Raw genomic sequence first — 17,683 nt, forward strand, 5'->3', positions numbered from 1 at the left:
GAGTCCGCGCGTAGGGAAGAATCCTGAGCCCAAACGCTTGAAAATTGTGGAAAACGCTCCCCACGGGTAGCGCCACGGAGGGCGGCCCCCTAATATCGGGCGATGCATTCCGGCTTCGTTCCGCTTCGGGTCTTCTCGTCCTTCACCATGCTGGAGGGCGCGATCGAACCCAAGGCGATCCCCAAGCGGGCGAAGGAACTCGGTTTTCCGGCGATCGCGGTGGCCGATCGCAACGGCCTCTATGCCTCGATGAGCTTCGGCGATGCGGCGATGAAGTCGGGCATCCAGCCGATCATCGGCACGCTGCTCGCGGTCAAACGCCCGAACATGCCCGACGGAGTCGCGGCGCCGATCGACTGGCTGGCGCTCTATGCGCAGGACGATGCCGGCTATCTCAACCTGTGCGACCTCGTCTCGATGGCGCATCTCGATCGCCCGCTCGAGGAAGAGGCGCATATCCCCTTCGACGCGCTCGAAGGGCGAACCGACGGCCTGATCTGCCTGACCGCGGGGCGCGAGGGTGCGCTGGCGCGGCTCTATGCCGAGCAGCAGGACAGCGCGGCTGCCTATTATGCCAGCCGACTCGAGTCGCTGTTCGGCGACCGGCTCTATATCGAGATCGTCCGGCGCCTGGACGAGATCGAGGGCAGGGCGGAGCCCAGGCTGCTCGATCTGGCCTATGACCGGAACCTGCCGCTGGTCGCCACCAACCCAAGCTGCTTCGCCGAGCCGACCTTCCACGAAGCGCATGATGCGATGCTGTGCATCGCCAACAGCTCATACATCGCGACCGACGATCGCCCGCGTTCCTCGCCCGACGCCTGGATCAAGCCGGCGAACGAGATGAAGAGCCTGTTCTCGGACCTGCCCGAGGCCATCGCGAATACGCTCGTCATCGCCCAGCGCTGCGCCTGTACCGCGCCCAAGCGCAAGCCGATCCTGCCCAGCCTTGCGGGCGACCGTGAGGGCGAGGCCCAGGCATTGCGCGATCTCAGCTGGCAGGGGTTGGAAAAGCGCTTTGAGAAGGCCGGGATCACCGATCCGGAAGAACGCAAAGCGTATAACGAACGGCTCCAGTTCGAGCTCGACATCATCATCCAGATGGGCTTCCCGGGCTATTTCCTGATCGTTGCCGACTTCATCCAATGGGCGAAGGCGCACGACATTCCGGTGGGGCCGGGCCGTGGTTCGGGCGCAGGCTCGGCGGTCGCCTGGGCGCTGACCATCACCGATCTCGACCCGCTCAAGCTCGGCCTGCTCTTCGAGCGCTTCCTGAACCCGGAACGCGTCTCGATGCCCGACTTCGACATCGACTTCTGCGAAACAAGGCGTGGCGAAGTGATCCGCTACGTCCAGCAGAAATACGGCGCCGATCACGTCGCGCAGATCATCACCTTCGGTACGATGAAGGCGCGCGCGGTGGTCAAGAACGTCGGCCGCGTGCTGCAGATGAGCTATGGCCAGATCGACCGGCTGGCCAAGCAGATCCCGAACCACCCGACGGATCCCTGGACGCTCGAGCGCACGCTGAACGGCGTCGGCGAGTTCCTGGCCGAGTATAACAACCACAAAGAGATCAAGTACCTCGTCGATCTCTCGATGCGGCTGGAGGGTCTGCCGAGCCACTCGTCGACGCACGCCGCCGGCGTGGTGATCGGCGATCGCCCGCTGTCGCAGCTGGTCCCGCTCTACCGCGATCCGCGCTCGGACATGCCGGTGACTCAGTTCGACATGAAATATGTCGAAGGCGCGGGCCTGGTGAAGTTCGACTTTCTCGGCCTCAAGACGCTGTCGGTGCTCAAGAAGGCGGTCGAGCTGCTCGCCGATCGCGGGCTCGACGTGGATCTCGATGCGCTGCCCTGGGACGATACCGAAGTCTATGACCTGCTCCAGCGCGGCGACACGGTGGGCGTGTTCCAGCTGGAATCGGAAGGCATGCGGCGCACGCTGACCGCGGTGCGTCCGACGAACTTCGGCGACATCATCGCGCTCGTGTCGCTCTACCGCCCGGGCCCGATGGACAACATCCCGAGCTTCGGCCACCGCAAGGCCGGGCGCGAGGAGATCATCTATCCGCACGACCTGCTCGAGCCGATCCTGAACGAGACCTACGGGATCTTCGTCTATCAGGAGCAGGTGATGCAGGCCGCCCAGATCCTGGCCGGCTATTCGCTCGGTGGCGCAGACATGCTGCGTCGCGCGATGGGCAAGAAGATCAAGGCGGAGATGGACGCCCAGCGCGAGACCTTCGTGAAGGGCTGCGCCGAGCATAACGGCATCAAGCCGGCCAAGGCCAACGAGCTGTTCGACTTGATCGACAAGTTCGCCGGCTACGGCTTCAACAAGTCGCACGCAGCTGCCTATGCGCTACTCGCGTACCAGACGGCGTGGCTCAAGGCGCATCATCCGCACGAGTTCTTCGCCGCGTCGATGGCGTACGATATCCACCAGACCGACAAGCTGGCGATCTTCGTCGATGACATGAAGCGGCTCGGGATCAGCTATCTGTCACCCGACATCAATCGCAGCCAGGCCGATTTCTTCGTCGAGAAGACCGAGGAGGGGCTGGCGGTCCGCTATGCGCTGGGCGCGCTCAAGGGCGTGGGCGAAGGCGCGATGGAAGAGCTGGTGCGCGATCGCGAGGAGCGCGGGGTCTACAAGTCGCTCGACGACTTCGCGCTGCGCACCAATCCGCAGCTGATCAACAAGCGGCAGCTCGAAACCCTGGCTGCCTCGGGCGCTTTCGATTCGATCAACGACAATCGGGCCGGCGTCTATGGCGCGGCTGAGCTCATCATGGCGGTCTGCCAGCGCTCGCATGGGGAGCGGAACAGCTTCCAGGCGTCCTTCGATATGCTCACCAAGCCTGCCGGCGACGAGATCCGCGTTGCCGATGATGTCTATTGGTCGACCTCCGACCGGACCGGGTATGAGCGGGAAGCCTTTGGCTTCTATTTCCAGGCGCATCCGCTCGATCGTTTCCAGCACCTCGCCAGGACTTTCGGCGCGATCGATATCGTGTCGCTGAACGAGGTGGACGTGCCGCCCGGCACGCGCGTGGGCGCCACGCTTGCGGTGCTGGTCGAGGATTGCCGTCCCCGCACCTCGGCGCGCGGCAATCGCTACGTGATGGCGTCGATCTCGGACAAGTCGGCCCAGACCATCGCCAGCTGCTTCGAGGACAGCGCCGTCCCCGATCTCGAGCGCTGCGCCCGCGAAGGCGGTTGCGCGGTGCTGACGGTGGAGCTCGACAAGCGCGCCGGCGAAGATACGCCGCGCGTTTCGATCAAGCGCGTCCAGAGCATCGAGAGCCTTGCCAACACGGCAAGGCTGGTGCTCGACGTGACCATCGACGATGTTCATGCGGTTGCGATCCTCGCGGGCATCATCAGCGATCAGCGTGGCGGGCGCGGCGAAGTCGTCGTGCATGTCGGCATTCCGGGCGGCACGGCGGATATCGTGCTGGGCCGCGACTTCCGGCTTGATGGCGAACTGCGCCAGAAGATCGAGAATGTCCCTGGCATCCGCTGGGCAACGCTGAAGAGCGCGGCGGCGAAGCTGGCCGAGGCGGCTTAGGCACATTACCCCTTCTCCCTTTGGGAGAAGGGAGGGGCCCGCCGCCAAAGGCGGTGGGAAGGATGAGGGCAGGCGCTCCTTTCAAGCGATGCGCTCGCGGACGGGCTGCCCTCACCCAACCCTCTCCCAAAGGGAGAGGGCTTTTGGGTATTGCCCGAAACCCTTCCTTACACGCCCCGCTCTCGACACCCGCGCCATCCGCAGGTTACGCTATCGAAAAATCGGTATGGAGAGCCAGAATGCTGGGTGGAATGCAGGATTTCGAGCTGCGCGTTACCACGCTGCTCGATCACGCCGCGCGCGAGCATTGGGGGCGGGAGATTGTCACCCGCTGGGCCGACGGCAGCGAGACGCGGACCACCTGGGCCGGCATCGCCCGTGACAGCCGCAAGCTCGCCCAGGCACTGGAACGGCTCGGGGTGAAGAGGGGCGACCGCGTCGCCACGCTGGCGATGAACCATGGCCGCCACCTCGTCGCCTGGTATGGCACCGCCGGCATGGGCGGGCTGATCCATACGATCAATCCGCGCCTGTTCGAGGACCAGCTCGCCTTCATCGCCAACCATGCCGAGGACAAGGTGTTGTTCTACGACCGCGCCTTCGCGCCTTTGGTCGAGAAGCTGAAGCCGCAATGGACGACGATCGAGCATTATTACTGCTTCGACAGCGACGGGCCGGACGGCTTCGAGGCGCTGCTCGCGGCCGAGGACGGCAATTACGACTGGGTGAAGGGCGACGAGCGCGAGCCCTGCATGATCTGCTATACCAGTGGCACAACCGGCAATCCCAAGGGCGTGGTCTATACCCACCGCTCCAGCGTGATCCATGCGATCGCCGAGATGCAGCCCGACGTGTTCGACCTGTCGGCGCGGGCCGTGGCGATGCCGATCGTGCCGATGTTCCACGCGGTCGGCTGGGGCCTGCCCTGGGCCGGCGCGGCTGCCGGGATCAAGTTCGTCTTCTCGGCGGTCAACGACCCGCTGGTGCTGTGCGACCTGATGAACCGCGAGAAGGTGACCCACACCGCCGGCGTGCCCACCGTCTGGTTCGCGATGTTCCAGCATATGGACGCGACCGGCGAGGAGCCGAAGCACCTCAAGATCGTGACCATCGGCGGATCGGCCGCGCCGCGCGCGATGATCGAGCGGCTGATGAAGATGGGCATCCGCGTCAATCACGCCTGGGGCATGACCGAGACCTCGCCTATCGGCACGATGGGTGCGCCTTCGTGGAACTGGGACGATCTCAGCTTCGAGGAGCAGGTCGACCAGGTCTGCAAGCAGGGCAAGGTGCCGTACGGCGTCGAGCTGCGCGTGGTCGATGACGAGGGCAATGTGCAGCCGCGCGACGGCAAGAGCTCGGGCCGGCTCCAGGTGCGCGGTCCGTGGATCGTCGAGCGCTATTTCAAGGCGGATGAATCCGCGGTCGATCCCGATAACTGGTTCGACACCGGCGACGTCTCTGTGCTGCATCCGGACGGCACCATGCAGATCACCGATCGCGCCAAGGACGTCATCAAGTCCGGCGGCGAGTGGATCAGCTCTGTCGACCTGGAGAATGCGGCGGTCGGCTGCGCGGGTGTGGCGGAGGCGGCGGCGATCGGGGTCTATCACCCGAAATGGGAGGAGCGGCCGATCCTGCTGGTCGTCCGCAAGCCGGGCAGCGACGTGACCGCCGAGCAGGTGCAGGCGCATCTCGCGAGCCAGGTGGCCAAATGGTGGCTGCCCGACGAGGTCCATTTCGTCGAGGGCCTGCCGCACACCGCCACCGGAAAGCTGCTCAAGACCGCGATCCGGGCCCAGTACAAGGACTTCAAGCTGGCGGCCGCCTGATTTCGGGTGACTCCTTCCATCTGGTGTGGTGTAATAATAACACACCAGGGTGGAGGGACTTGTGAAGCGTAGGATCCTGCTGGGCATGGCGGGCGCCCTGATGTCGCTCGTGGCCCCTGCGGTTGCGAAACCGGCTTCCCATCCGGTCGTCGCGGCCAGGGCGGATTTCGACGCCACGCTCACGCGCCAGAAGGATGGCAGCTGGGTTCTCGACTATCGCTTCCGTCGCAAGGCATCTGCCTGGTTCTTCCTGCGCTCCTTCCCCAAGCTCGACGGAGCCTCGTGGCGGCTCGACAGCTGGACGGTGGAGACGCCGGGCGTGAAGCTGGAGCGGCAAGGCAATTACGATGTGCTCGCCGCCAGCAAGGGGATGCTGCAGCGCGTTCGCATCCGGATCAAGCCCTACGGCCAGTCGCTCAAGGCCGACTACACACCCTATCTGCTGTTCTCGGATGGTGGCGTCGCGGTTTATGACGCGCACTACGGACTGGTGCCGCTCAAGGCGGCGGCCGATGCCGCGGTGCTGCCCTCGGACCTCAACGACCTGAAGATCGAGAACCCGCGTGGGACGCTGGCTATCGCCAATCCGGGAGGGACTTTGCTCTACAAGGGCATGACGACCCCGGACCAGGCACGAGGCGATTTCGAAGGGGCGGGCGCCTATGCCTATTCGGGCCCGGCCCGGCCGATCGAGACGGCGGCGTTCGCCGGCATCCTCGATCCCGGCCTGCCGGCATGGATCCGCACAGAGCTCAACGATTTCACCCCGCGCCTGTTCGCGCTGTATCGCGACCGTCTCGGCCCCAATGCTTCCGGCCGACCGATGGCGCTGGTTGCCTGGGGCGGCGCGGACATGCCCGGCCAGTCCTATGGCGGCAGCGTACTTGAAGGTACCGTGGTGATGCGGATCAGCGGGACGAAGACGGCGGATTCCTCGCCCGCCGGCCTGTCCAGGCTGCGCTGGTTCATCGGGCATGAAAGCGCGCATTTCTGGATGGGGCAGACGGTCAGCTATGAGCGCCGCGCCGATGCCTGGATCACCGAAGGCACGGCCGATGTGCTGGCAATCCGCGCGCTCCAGCAGCTGGTGCCCGGCTATGATGCGCGCGGGGAACTGCAGCGCGAAGTCGACGATTGCATCAAGAACAATGGCCCCGGACTGCCGCTGTCGGGCGCTTCGGCACGGGGCGACATGCGCACCAACTATGCCTGCGGAGCGACGCTGCTGCTCGCGGCGGAAGCGGCGGCGCGGAAGCGCGATCCCAATGCCGATGCCTTCACCTGGATCCGCGGGCTGATCGATGCCAATCGGGCGGATGGGAAGGTCGATCAAGCCGACTGGCTGGCGGCCTTCGCGGCGGCGAGCGATCCGGCGTTGACCGCAAAGGTCCGCGAGTATCTCGACAAGGGCGTGGACGATCCTGCCGCCTTCCTGGCCGGGCTGTTCGAAGCGACGGGTGTCGCCTTCACCCGCAAGGACGGGCGGCTGATCTTGTCCTGACCTCCTCCCCGGGGGGGGCGGGGAGGAGGCTGGATCGTTACATCCCGGCAAAGGCGGCGGTGACTTCACCCGCCTTCGCGTCCTTGAAGCGGGCGCAGTTGCGGATGCCTTCGACCGCGCGATCGAGCGACAAGGTGCTGCCGCCCTCCGCCCGCAGCTTGGCATCGACCGTGTCGGCCGCGGCAAGGCTGCACTGCGACTTGAACATCTGTGCCGAGCGGCCCGAGAAGATGCCGCCGCCGCCGGTGAGCTTCGCGAACTCGTCGAAATGGGCGAGCATATAGTCGAGCGCGGCATCGCGGGTGTCGGCATCGTTCATGAAGGTCGCCGCCGCGAACAGCCGCTCGCGCGGGGTGTAGCGCGCGTCGTTGAACTCGGTGAAATACCATTTCGCGACATCGGCGTTGCCCGAGGAGGCGATCGCGCGGAACGCGGCCTGGCGCAGGCCCGGCGTCTTGCCGGCCAGTGCCGTCTCCGCAAGCGTCCTGGCGAAGGGCACGCCGCGATCCTGCACCGTCACCGCCAGCGCGAGCGGCGCGTAATCGCCGTCGAGCGCCTTGGCGTCGCCCGCCAGCCAGGCATCGGCGGCAGCGCTCAGCTTCGCGCGCAGCGCTGCGTCATGGCCGTTGTCGGCGACGAAACCGACCAGCTGCTCGCGCAGTTCGGCGGTGTCGGCATTGTCGCCCTCATGCGCGCCGGCCTTGGGGTCGAAGCCGATCCTGGCGAGCATTGGGCCGTAGATGTCGACGAACAGCTTGCGATAGGCGGGCTGGGCGGCCGCACCGATCAGCCCGCGCTCGCGCAGGCCGGCGAGGCGGGTGCCGTTGTCGAGCTGCATCTTGGTCTTGGGATGGGCGGCCATCGAGCGGGCGAGGGAGACCAGCTGCGCGGTCTTCGCCTTGCCGGCATAGAAGCTGGCCCAAAGGCTGTCGTCGAGCGCCAGCGCCTCGCCGGTCGGCAGCGTCGGTGCAGCGGTGATCAGGGAATCCCAGTCCGCCGGGTCCAGATCGAAGCGATAATAGCCCCAGCCGCCGGCATTGGGCACCAGCGTGCCGGTGCCATTGGCGACGATCGGCGCGCTCGGCTTGTCGAGCAGGGTACAGTTCTTGGTCTCGCCCTGGCGGACGCAGACCGGCACGATCCACTGCTCGGCGGGCGCATTGGTGCCGAAATAGGCGAAGCGCTGCTGGCTGGCGGTGAGGATGCCGTTCTGGCGGTGGAAGGTGACCACCGGCACGCCCTGCTGGTCGACGAAGCTCTTGAGCGACGCGAGCACGCGCGGGTCATGCGCGGCATCGGCGAGCGAGCCGAAGAACTGCTCGGTGCTGGCATTGCCGTACTTATAGCGCGACATGTGGAGGCGGACGCCGGCCTTGAACTTGTCGTCGCCCATATAGGCGGCGATCATGCCGACGACCTGGCCGCCCTTGCCATAGGTTATCTGGTCGAACGCCGCGTCGATATCGGCGTCATTGGTGATCTTCTGGTGGATCGGCCGGCCGGCGACGAGCGCATCGAGGTCCATCGCGTCGAAGCCCTCGGAAATGGCATCGACGCCGATGTCGAGGTCCGGGCGCCATTCATTGCCGATCCGGTAGCCCATCCAGTTGGCGAAGCTCTCGTTCAGCCAGATATCGTCCCACCAGGCCGGCGTGACGAGATCGCCGAACCACTGGTGCGACAGCTCGTGCGCCACGACCATGCCGAAGGTCTGCTTGCGCGAAGTGGCGTCGCTCTCGTCGACGAACAGGATGCCGTCGCCATAGATGTCGGCGCCCGCATTCTCCATCGCGCCCGGCATCACCGGCGAGCCGATCTGGTCGAGCTTGGGGAAGGGGAAGGGCTGGCCGAAATACTTCTCCAGCAGCGCGACGATCGGGCCCGAATTGTCGAGCGCGAACTGCATCTCGTCCTTGTAGGGCTTGGTGCCGACGATGCGCAGCGGCAGCGGGGTCTTGCGCTGGGGCGTCGGCGCGACCTTGGTGCCCACGGTCTCGAACGGGCCGACGACGAAGGCGACCAGATAGGTCGGCAGCGGCTTGGTGGCGATGAAGCGATGCTTGACCAGCTCGCCCACCTTGGTTGCCTTGCCCGTCTCCGGTGCATTGGTCAGCGCGACGAAGCCCGGCTTGGTGGTGAGCGATACGGTGAAGGGTGTCTTGAACCCCGGCTCGTCAAAGCCCGGGAAGGCCGCGCGGGCATCGATCGACTCGAACTGGGTCCAGCTGTACCACTCGCCTGCCACGTTGATGCGATAGGGCCCCGAGGCGCCACCGCCGAACGCCGCGTCATAATCGAACTTCAGCGTGATCTTGCCCGGCTGCACGGTCTTGCCGAAATCGATCTGGGCAAGGCCATAGGGGCTCTTCTGAGTGAAGGTGAACGGCACTTCCCGGCCGCCGACCAGCGCCACCGCCTTGGTGACGTTCAGGTTGCGCCCGTGCATCCAGACTGTCTGCGCTGCCTTATTCAGCTTCACATCGATCTCGGTATGGCCGCTGAAGCGCGGCTTTTCCGGAATGATGGTGAGGTCGAGCCGATAGGCGACGGGCGTTACCGTGTCCGGCAGCTTGCCGGTAGGCTGGGCGTCCTGGGCATAGGCGATGGCGGGAAGCGTGAGAGCGAAAGCAAAGGCAAGCGCGCGCATGGAGTATCCTTGTGGTCTGGCGATGGCCTAGGCCTGCGGCCGAAGCAGCGCAATCGGCGTGTTAGGTAGTTTCGGCTACTGTATGTTTCCGTAATGTGTCAGTGTGCGAAACAGGGATATTGTCCCTTCAGATCTTCGGATCTCCGGGCGGCGTTGGATCCCTCTTTCCGCCGTCCGGTCTTATCCTTCTCAGGCCACCCATTGCGGTGGCCATTTTTTTATCCGCTCGTTCCCGAGAAGATCGCCATTGCGCCTTGGTATGGGGTAGCTATGGTAGCGCTATCATAATGATGGATTAGGGAGAGGGATATGGGGCTGATCGCGCGCCTTGCGGCGCTGGTCCTGTTGCTGGGCGCCGCGGCACCGCCGGGCGAGTGCTGGGTAACGGCATGGGCGACGTCCCAGATGATCCCGGGCAACAATGCACTCCCTGCCGAGGATATGAAGGACGCGACGCTTCGCCAGATCGTCCGCGTCCAGATTGCCGGACAGAAGCTCCGTGTCCGCCTGACCAATGCCTATGGCACCCAGCCGCTGCGGATCGGTGCGGCCACGATAGCGCGGAGCGCTGACCTCGCCTCGGCGCGGATCGACGCCGCCAGCCTGGCCTCGCTTACCTTTGGCGGGGCTAAGAGTGTCACCATCCCCGCGGGGGCGGACTATTGGTCCGATCCCTTCGACTTGCCTGTGAAGGCTGGGGCGGATCTTGCGATCACGCTCTATCTACCTGAGGCGCCGATGCAGCAGACAGGGCATCCTGGCGCGCGCGCGACGAGCTATTATCTGCACGGCGATCATAGCCGTGACGCCGATCTGGCGGACGCGAAGAAGGTCGATCGCTGGTTCCAGATCGGCGCGATCGAGGTGGCTTCGCCCAAGGCGTCGGCGGTGGTGATCCTCGGCGACTCGATTACCGACGGGTACGGCGTACCGACCAACAGCAACGCCCGCTGGACCGACGCGCTGCAGCTCCGCCTGCGCGCCAACCCGGCGCTGGCGGACATGGCGGTGCTCAATGCCGGGATCGGCGGCAACCGGCTGCTCAATGACGGGCTCGGCCCCAATGCGATGGCGCGGTTCGATCGGGAGGTGCTCAGCTATCCGGGCGTCACCCATCTCGTGATCTTCGAGGGCGTCAACGATCTCGGCACGCTGACCCGCGATGCCCCGGCGACGCCCGAGGCGCATGCCGCGCTGGTCGAGGGGATGATCGGCGCCTATCGCCAGATGGTCGCGCGGGCCCGTGCGCACGGGATCAAGGTGATCGGAGCGACGATCACGCCCTATGGCGGTTCGGGCTATTATCACCCCGATGCCCAGAACGAGGCCGATCGTGCCGCGGTCAATGCCTGGATCCGTACCCCCGGCAACTTCGACGGGGTGATCGATTTCGACGCGGCGATGCGCGACCCTGCTGCACCGACGAAGCTCCTCAAGGCCTATGACAATGATGGGCTCCACCCTTCCGTCGCCGGATACCAGGCGATGGCGGATGCGGTGCCCCTGTCACTGCTGTCGGCCAAGGTGACCGACAAGGGGAGGGTGCCTGCCGCGCCTTCCACCCCGGCGCCGATGATCGCCTTCACCTTCGACGACCTCACCGCGCATGCGCCGCTGCCCCAGGGATATACCCGCATCGGCATTGCCGAGCAGATCATCGCCGCGCTCAAGGCCGGTGGGGCGCCGGCCATCGGGTTCCTCAACGGCATCCAGCTCACCAACGAGCCCGCCTCCGCGCCGGTGCTCGACAAGTGGCGGGCTGCCGGGCTGGCGCTGGGGAACCATGGCTGGAGCCATGCCAATCTGAACGACCTGACCGACCAGCAATTCCTCGCCGAGCTCGAGAAGAACGAGCCGATCCTGAAGGCCAGGGCCGGCACCAGCGACTGGCACTGGTTCCGCTATCCCTTCCTGTCCGAAGCCAGTGCCGATCCGGAACGCCGCGCCCGCATCCGCAAGCTGCTGGCCGGCAAGGGCTACAAGGTCGCCGCGGTGACAATGGATTTCTCGGACTGGGCCTATAACAACGCCTATCCCCGCTGCATCGCCAAGGGCGACAGCGATGCGATCCTCGCCATGGAGCATGCCTGGCTCGGCGCCGCATCGGTCCAGGCCGATCGCTCGCGCGAGCTGGCCCGGAAACTGTATGGCCGCGACGTGCCCTATGTGCTGCTGATGCACCTGGGTGCGTTCGATGCGCACATGATGCCCAGGCTGATCGCCCTGTACCGCGAGAAGGGCTATCGCTTCGTGTCGATCGAGGAAGCCCAGCGCGACCCCTATTATGCCGCGGAGATGAACCCGGCACTGCCGCCGCAACCCCAGAATTTTGAGCAGGTCGCGACAGGCAAGGGATTCGAACTGCCCAAGGCGCCGCAACTGCTTCCGCTCGATACGATGTGCAAATAGCGCTCAGAACAGCTCCCCCTGCGGACCGCTCGGCGGCCTGAACAGGTCGGTCCGCAGCCGCAGCACCTGCTGGTCGAGCCCGTAGCGCCTCGCCGCCATCCGGAACCGCGTGCGCAGCAGCTCGGCCCAGGGGCCGTGGCCGCGGAAGCGGGTGTGGAAATTGGGGTCGTTGTCCTTGCCGCCGCGGATCGACTGGATCGTCGCCATCACCTTGCCCGCACGATCGGGGAAATGCGCATCAAGCCAGGCGCGGAACAGCGGCGAGACCTCGTGCGGCAGCCGCACCGGCAGGAAGAAGGCCGTCCGCGCCCCCGCCGCCGCCGCCCGCTCCAGGATATGCTCGAGCTCGTGGTCGGTGACGTGCGGGATCACCGGCGACAGCGAGACGAACACCGGCACCCCGGCATCGGCGAGCTGCCGCACCGCCTGCAGGCGCTTCTCCGGATGCGGCGCGCGCGGCTCGACGGTCATCGCGATCCTGGGATCGAGCGAGGTGACCGAGACCATCACCGCCGCCAGCCCCTTCGCCGCCATCGGCGCCAGGATGTCGAGGTCGCGCGTCACCCGGTTGGACTTGGTGGTGATCGTCAGCGGATGGTCATGCTCGGCCAGGACCTCGATGCAGCCGCGCGTGATCCGCCACTCCGCCTCGATCGGCTGATAGGGATCGGTGTTGGTCCCGAAGGCGATCGGCCGGCAGACATAGCCGCGCTTGCCGAGCTCGGCGCGCAGCAGCGCGGGTGCATCGGGCTTGGCGAACAGCCGGCTCTCGAAATCCAGCCCCGGCGACAGGTCGAGATAGGCGTGGGTCGGCCGGGCGAAGCAATAGATGCAGCCATGCTCGCAGCCGCGATAGGGGTTGATCGAGCGATCGAAGGAAATGTCGGGCGACTGGTTGCGGGTGATGATCGTCCTCGCCCGCTCGACCGTTACCGTGGTGCGCAGCGGGGGCGGGGCGTCGTCCAGATCCGCGCGCGCGTCGAGCCAGTCCCCGTCCGCCTCGCGCCCGGGGAGGTTGAAGCGGCTGCTCGCCTCGTTGAGGGTGGCGCCGCGCACCGGCCGACTCTTTGCCATTGACAGAAGGTAGGCGCGGCAGCAGAACATAGCAAGAACATTGGAGGATTTCATGGCACGGATCAGCTATCTCGAACTGCCCGCGAAGGACGTCGCCGGCACCCGCGATTTCTACGCCAAGGCGTTCGACTGGCAGTTCACCGACTTCGGCCCGGACTATGCCGCGACCACCACCGGCGACACCGACCTGGGCATCAACGGCAGCACCGACCATGTGATTGAGCAGCTGCTGCCGATCATCGAGGTGCAGGACCTGGAGGCCGCGCTCGAGGCGGTGACGGCGGCGGGCGGCGAGATCGTCGTGCCGATCTTCAGCTTCCCCGGCGGCCGCCGCTTCCACTTCCGCGATCCCGCAGGGAACGGGCTGGGCGTGTTCGTGAACGAGCCGGACGCGGAATGATTGCCGAACGCCTGCGCCGTGTTAGGGTAGCTCGATAAAGTCAGGGCGAAGCACCCCATTCTTCGCCAACGCAGGGGGGATTGTATGCGTGGGATGTTGATCGCGGCCGCACTGGCGGCCGGCCTGTGGGCGGCGCCGGCGATGGCGCAGAAGGGCGATCCGGACCGGCTGGTCGACATCTCGCGGCCCGAGGAAGTGGCCAAGCTGCTCCAGAGCGAAGGCTACAAGGCCGAGCTGAAGACGCATGCCGACAGCGGCGACCCCTTCATCCAGAGCGCCGCCAACGGCTCGTCCTTCACGATCGAGTTCTACGATTGCAAATCGGCCAAGGGCTGCACTTCGATGCAGTTCTTCTCCTGGTACAAGAAGAAGCCCTGGTACTCAGTCGAGATGGCCAATCGCTGGAACGCCAAGAAGCGCTTCCTGCGCATCGTGATCGACAAGGACGGCGACCTGTCGACCTGGATGGACGTCACCAGCATCGGCAAGACGACCTATGCCAATTTCGCCGATGTGATCGACTGGTGGTCGTCGATGACGGGCGACCTGTTCACCTTCATGGACGACGAGGAAGGGGCGTTCGCGCAGAAGAAGTGAAGGACTGCCCGCGCGTGACGACGCGCGGCGGTCCTGCCGCGGGCATGCTGTCAGCGAGTGCGCGGCGGCGGGCCCGGACCGGAACGATCGGAATGGGAGCAGCGAGGGGGGATCGATGCGCAATTTGATGATCGCGGCGGCGGTGCTGGCCGGTGGCTGGACGATGCCGGTCGCGGCGCAGACGGCAGGCCAGCCCCCTTGCGCCAAGGACCTGGTCTGCGCCAACGCGCCACAGACCGTGCTCGCGGCGATGGAGAAGGCGGGTTTCAAGCCCAAGATGTCCGCCGACAGGGACGGCGATCCGATGATCGAGGGTCAGGGCGTCTTTCGCTTCAACGTCTTCTTCTATGGCTGCGACAAGCAGCACGTGAATTGCGATTCGCTGCGCTTCGAGGCGCTGTTCGCGAAGGCGCCGGAGAACACGCCGGCCTTTGCCAACAAGTGGAATGCCGGCAAGCGCTTCCTCCAGGCGTCGGTCCATGCCGATGGCCAACTGGGCTTCGCCTATGACGTGGCAATGGTCGGCGGGCTCAACCAGCGCAATTTCAGCGATGTCCTGGCGTGGTGGACGAACCAGCTGGAGGAAGTGAGGGACTTCTTCAAGGCGGAGCTGAATCCACCGGCGGCGCCCAAGAAATAGAGCTGCGCGAAATTCTCCGGCGCGGCCTTCCTGCTCGCGTCGCTTGCACGGAGGGGTTGGGGAAGGATCAGTCCTGGTTTCCCGTTCCCCGGCGAAGGTCGGGGCCCAGTTGCAACGAAGTTCGAGAGGCTCCTGCGCCATCGATAGTGCGCCGAGACTGGGCCCCGGCCTTCGCCGGGGAACTGCGGGGATGCGCTGATTCCATCGTCATCCCCGGGCGGGGCTCGGGCTGACCTTTCCGGTGGCTGTGCGGCTGATTTCCATGCGAGTCCCGAACTACCCTGGATCCTCGCCTGCGGGGGGATGAGGGGAGCGGGGCGAGGGGCGAAGTGGCGGGTGACGCGAGCGGCTTGCATTGCGGTTCCCCGGCGAAAGCCGGGGCCCAGGGCCGCAAGCGAGACAGCAGAGAAACCCTGGGGCCCCGGCTTTCGCCGGGGAAGCGGGAGGGTATTCGCCGGAGGTTCGCCGGGAGGACGTGGCGGTGGTCCGATGCCCATTCCTGTCATGCTGAACTTGTTTCAGGGTCCAATTTTCCTCCAGCGATATCGCCTGAGGCACCTTGGACCCTGAAACAAGTTCAGGGTGACGATGGGGGTGGGTGGGGGGAGGACTCTCCCCTCAGCGCTCCTCCAGCCGAGGCAGCAGCTCGACGAAGTTGCAGGGCTTGTGGCGGATGTCGAGCTGGGTGGCGAGGATGCCGTCCCAGGCGTCGGTTACCGCGCCGGTCGAGCCGGGCAGGGCGAAGATATAGGTGCCGCGGGCGACGCCGGCGGTGGCGCGGGACTGGATCGTCGAGGTGCCGATCGACTGGTAGCTGAGCCAGCGGAACAGCTCGCCGAAGCCCGGGATCTCCTTTTCCTGCACGCGGGCCAGCGCCTCGGGCGTGACGTCGCGGCCGGTGACGCCGGTGCCGCCGGTAGTGAGGATCACTTCGACCTGGGGATCGTCGATCCAGCCGGTGAGCCGGGCGGCGATCCGGTCGGCATCGTCGGTGATGATCTCGCGCGCGGCGAGGATGTGGCCGGCGGCGGAGAGGCGCTCGACCAGGCGGTCGCCCGAGCGGTCGTCGGCCAGGGTCCGCGTGTCGGAAACCGTGAGCACCGCGATCCGCACCGGGCGGAAGGCGATCGCGTTATCGATTGGCATTGCCGTCCTGATGGAAGGCGAGCTTGCGCGCGCTGAGCTTCACCGCCGCGGGACCCTGCATGCCGGGGAATTTCGGCCACATGCCCTGAGCCAGCGCCTCGCGGCTGCTCGACTTGCGACCCTCCTGGTTCTCGTACATCCAGTAGTTGCGGAGCACGACCATGACGTAGCCGCGCGTCTCCCAATAGGGGATGCTCTCGATATAGAGCAGCGGATCGCCGCCGTCCTTGATCAGCGCGTTCCAGTTGGCGACCGGGGTGGGGCCGGCATTGTAGGACGCGATCACCTTGGGCAGCAGGCCGCCGGTGAAGGGCTGGTCGCGCAGCTGCTCGAGATAGGACTGGCCGATCTCCATGTTGACCGACGGCTTGGTCAGGTCGCTGGCGGCATAGTTGACGCCGTGGCGGCGGCCGATGTCGATCGCGGCGCCCGTCTTCACCTGCATCAGGCCCATCGCGCCGGCGGCGCTGCGGATCTCCGAGTTGAAGCGCGATTCCTGGAGCGTGTGGGCGAAGACCAAAGCCTTGTCGACGCGCCAGCCGCCGGCCGGGGTCCAGTTCGGCGCCGGATAGCGGGCGGCGGTGAGCGGCTGGGTGCCCTGGGGGCAGTTATGGGTGAGCCAGAGCTGGGTGCTCGGCAGGCTCAGCCGGCCGGCGAGGCGGGTGAGCGCGACATGCTCGGACGGCGAGCCGATCTTGGCCTGGTAGCGCAGCACCTCGTCGGCCAGGCCATCCTCGTCGATCTCGACCAGGGCGGCGGCGACGCGGACGTTCGGGCGGCGCTCCAGCGCGCGCCAGTCCTCGGCGACGAACTTCTCGGCCTTGGCGGGTCTATCCTCGATGCCGAGCGCCGACTTGGCGAGCAGGCCGTAGAAAGTCTCGCCATATTGGGTGGCGGCGCGCAGCTTGACCTCGACCTTGTCGGGATGGCCGCACGCCATCTCGGCGCGCGAGCCCCAATAGAGGCCGGCGGAGCGCAGCTCGGTATCGGCGGCGCGGGTGGCGACGCGCTCGAAGGCGGCGGTGGCGCCGGCGCAGTCCTGCTCGCGCCAGGCGGCGAGGCCGGCGACCCAGTCGGCCTGCGGGGCCCAGTCGCCCGCGCCGTCCTGCGCCTTGGCGGCGACGCGGCGGGCATTGTTGTCGTCGCCCGCGACATAATAGATCCAGGCGACCTTCTGCTGCCACTCGGTCCGGGCCTCGGGCGTGAGATCGGCTTCGAAGCGGCTGACCACGCCTTCGGCCTCAAGGCCCTGGTCGGCCTTCACATAGGGCTGGATGGCGAGCGCGATCTCGGTGGCGGCGGTGTCGCTCTTGATCGAGCGGGCGCGCTGGCGGACCGGGGCGCCGTCATACCAGACGAGGCGGGCGGCGGCGGGAATGGCGGGGGTGGAGAGGGCGCCGCGGGTCTTCGCCATGCGGCTGAGCTGGTCGGCCTGGGGCAGCTCGGGCGCGTCGCTGATCAGCTGGAGCAGCGGGGCGAGCTCGACCTTGGGCGAGTTCTTGGCGGTGTAGAGCTCGGCGCGGGCGATCGCGTGGAGCGGGCCCGGCTTCATCGAATCGAGCTGGATCTGCGCGTCCTGCCAGCGCTGGGCGCGGATCGCGGCGAACACCTTGCGGTATCCGTCCTTCTGGTCGCTGTCGAGCTGCGAGGGGATGCCGTCGCCTTCGCGCAGGGCAGGGGCGCCGGCGCCGTCCTCGGCGGGCGTGGAACTGGAGGTGGTGCTGCCGGCCGGGAGATCGGCGGGGTTCGCAGTGTCGCCGCCCGAAACATCGGCGGGGCTTGCAGTGTCGCCGCCCGAAACATCGGCGGCGTGGGCTAGCGCCGGCGACGCGAGCAGCGCGGCGGCAAGCAGGATACGCAT

At 66.4% G+C, this 17,683-nt stretch carries 11 protein-coding genes; 7 read left to right on the forward strand and 4 right to left on the reverse strand.

The genetic code is table 11. The annotated features are described in order from the left end of the window. Positions 1-102 precede the first annotated feature (102 nt). From dnaE to O3305_RS03530, 3 genes are all read left to right on the forward strand, one after another. Entirely contained in the window at positions 103-3,576 is a 3,474-nt protein-coding gene (dnaE, locus tag O3305_RS03520; RefSeq protein ID WP_269575173.1) for a DNA polymerase III subunit alpha, read from the forward strand. A gap of 239 nt (positions 3,577-3,815) precedes the next feature. Then, complete coding sequence (locus O3305_RS03525; protein WP_269575174.1) at positions 3,816-5,408, forward strand: long-chain fatty acid--CoA ligase; 1,593 nt, start codon at positions 3,816-3,818, stop codon at positions 5,406-5,408. Positions 5,409-5,469: 61 nt separating this feature from the next. Continuing rightward, positions 5,470-6,909, forward strand: coding sequence for a hypothetical protein (locus O3305_RS03530; protein WP_269575175.1), 1,440 nt, complete (start codon positions 5,470-5,472; stop codon positions 6,907-6,909). 37 nt (positions 6,910-6,946) lie between these two features. Here O3305_RS03530 and O3305_RS03535 read toward each other — a convergent pair whose 3' ends face one another. After that, complete coding sequence (locus O3305_RS03535; protein ID WP_269575176.1) at positions 6,947-9,556, reverse strand: M1 family metallopeptidase; 2,610 nt, start codon at positions 9,554-9,556, stop codon at positions 6,947-6,949. 309 nt (positions 9,557-9,865) lie between these two features. On the opposite strand from O3305_RS03535, the gene O3305_RS23115 reads away from it, so the two are divergent. Then, positions 9,866-11,965 (forward strand): GDSL-type esterase/lipase family protein, encoded by a 2,100-nt coding sequence (locus tag O3305_RS23115; protein ID WP_353739218.1) that lies wholly within the window; start codon positions 9,866-9,868, stop codon positions 11,963-11,965. 3 nt (positions 11,966-11,968) lie between these two features. Here O3305_RS23115 and O3305_RS03550 read toward each other — a convergent pair whose 3' ends face one another. After that, the gene (locus tag O3305_RS03550; RefSeq protein ID WP_184166692.1) at positions 11,969-13,039 is read right to left on the reverse strand and encodes a PA0069 family radical SAM protein; all 1,071 of its coding nucleotides are present in this window, start codon (positions 13,037-13,039) and stop codon (positions 11,969-11,971) included. A gap of 52 nt (positions 13,040-13,091) precedes the next feature. Between O3305_RS03550 and O3305_RS03555 the strand changes: the two genes are divergently transcribed. The 3 genes from O3305_RS03555 to O3305_RS03565 all read left to right on the forward strand — a co-directional run bounded on the left by O3305_RS03555 (position 13,092) and on the right by O3305_RS03565 (position 14,676). Then, positions 13,092-13,439, forward strand: a complete 348-nt coding sequence (locus O3305_RS03555) for a VOC family protein (protein WP_269575177.1) — start codon at positions 13,092-13,094, stop codon at positions 13,437-13,439. 84 nt (positions 13,440-13,523) lie between these two features. Then, a complete protein-coding gene (locus tag O3305_RS03560; RefSeq protein ID WP_269575178.1) occupies positions 13,524-14,036 on the forward strand; it encodes a YbjN domain-containing protein in 513 nt (170 codons plus the stop codon). 115 nt (positions 14,037-14,151) lie between these two features. Further along, the gene (locus O3305_RS03565) at positions 14,152-14,676 is read left to right on the forward strand and encodes a YbjN domain-containing protein (RefSeq protein WP_269575179.1); all 525 of its coding nucleotides are present in this window, start codon (positions 14,152-14,154) and stop codon (positions 14,674-14,676) included. Between the two features lie 618 nt (positions 14,677-15,294). Here O3305_RS03565 and moaB read toward each other — a convergent pair. Both moaB and O3305_RS03575 read right to left on the reverse strand, forming a co-directional pair. Beyond that, positions 15,295-15,822, reverse strand: a complete 528-nt coding sequence (gene moaB, locus O3305_RS03570; RefSeq protein WP_184166683.1) for a molybdenum cofactor biosynthesis protein B — start codon at positions 15,820-15,822, stop codon at positions 15,295-15,297. Then, positions 15,809-17,683 (reverse strand): lytic transglycosylase domain-containing protein, encoded by a 1,875-nt coding sequence (locus tag O3305_RS03575; protein WP_269575180.1) that lies wholly within the window; start codon positions 17,681-17,683, stop codon positions 15,809-15,811. The genes moaB and O3305_RS03575 overlap by 14 nt, the downstream gene beginning before the upstream one ends.

It is taken from the genome of Sphingomonas sp. NIBR02145, from assembly GCF_027359115.1.
GTDB lineage: Bacteria > Pseudomonadota > Alphaproteobacteria > Sphingomonadales > Sphingomonadaceae > Sphingomonas > Sphingomonas kyeonggiensis_A.